Here is a 1277-nt window from a genome sequence, read left to right as displayed (position 1 = left end):
CGGCGGTTTCTAGTGGTCAGTGCAACACCGGGTTCTGACTCGGAGGTGTGCTGTGGGGCAACATGTGTCGCTTAAAGATCGTGTTCGAGCGTTGACGATGCTGGTTCAGGGGCGCTCGGCCAGTGACGCGGCCAGCGTGGTCGGGGTCCCGCCCTGGGCCGTGTGCAGGTGGGCCAAGATGCAGGGTGTGGAACTCGGTCAAGGGATGCACGGCGGTCTCCGCGCACCGGCTCGCATGACGGGCCTCGGCGCCGGTCATGGCCGGCGGTTGTCGTTGGCGGACCGGTCGCGGATCGAGGTCGGGCTCGTCCAGGGCTTGTCCGGGCGTGCGATCGCCCGGTTACTGGGAGTAGCGCCGTCCACGGTCAGCCGTGAGATCGCTCGCCGCTCGGTCCGGTGCCGCAAAGGCGCGGCCTATGACGCCGGGGTCGCCCATCAGAGTGCTTCTGATGCCCGGCGCCGGCGCCGGCCTCGCAAGCTCGACGTGCAGCACGAGCTGCGTCGGCACGTGATCGGGCTACTCAACCAGAAGCACTCGCCCGAGCAGGTCGCCGGCAGACTGCGACTACGGTTCCCGAACAGCGACGATATGACGGTGAGCCACGAGACGATCTACCAAGCCTTGTACGTCCAGGGCAAAGGTGGCCTGCGTCAGGAGCTGAAGGTCACCAAGGCGCTGCGCTCAGGACGCACAGGCCGTCAGCCGCGCTCTGACCTACCTGCCCGTTCCAACCGCCCGTGGCTCGAGGGTGCCCGGATCAGCGAACGGCCACCCGAGGTCGAGGACCGGGCCGTTCCCGGGCACTGGGAGGGCGATCTGGTCGTGGGACCGGACAACTCCGCGATCATCACGTTGGTCGAGCGGCAGACCCGGTTCGAACTCCTGGGCCGCCTGCCCGGGGTTCGTGACTCGGCCACGGTCATCGACGTCCTCTCCCAGATGGTTGCTCACCTGCCCGCAGACCTGCTGCGGACCCTGACCTGGGACCAGGGAACCGAGATGGCCCAGCACGCGAGCTTCACCGTCACGACCGGGTGCCCGGTGTTCTTCGCCGACCCGCACTCGCCCTGGCAGCGCGGATCGAACGAGAACCACAACGGACTCGTGCGTGACTTCTTCCCCAAGGGCACGAACTTCAACACCGTCACCGACGCCGAGATCGCCGACGTCCAAGATTTGCTGAACCAGCGGGCCCGCAAGACCTTGAACTTCTACACCCCGGCAGAGAAACTCGACGAACTACTACGAGGTGTTGCACTCACCGCCTGAGACCGCC

Annotated in this window: 1 protein-coding gene; it reads left to right on the top strand. The window is 66.7% G+C overall.

The window, feature by feature from the left end:
* Positions 1–187: 187 nt before the first annotated feature.
* Positions 188–1270 carry an IS30 family transposase gene (locus tag EDF32_RS01520; protein ID WP_158614038.1) on the top strand — a complete coding sequence of 361 codons (1083 nt, stop codon included), beginning with the start codon at positions 188–190 and terminating at the stop codon, positions 1268–1270.
* Positions 1271–1277: the final 7 nt, after the last annotated feature.

Origin of the sequence: Cellulomonas sp. PhB143, assembly GCF_003752595.1 — a bacterium.
In the GTDB taxonomy this organism is placed as follows: domain Bacteria; phylum Actinomycetota; class Actinomycetes; order Actinomycetales; family Cellulomonadaceae; genus Paraoerskovia.
The sequence above is the reverse complement of the archived record's forward strand: the minus strand, read 5'-3'. Positions and strand labels throughout refer to the sequence as shown.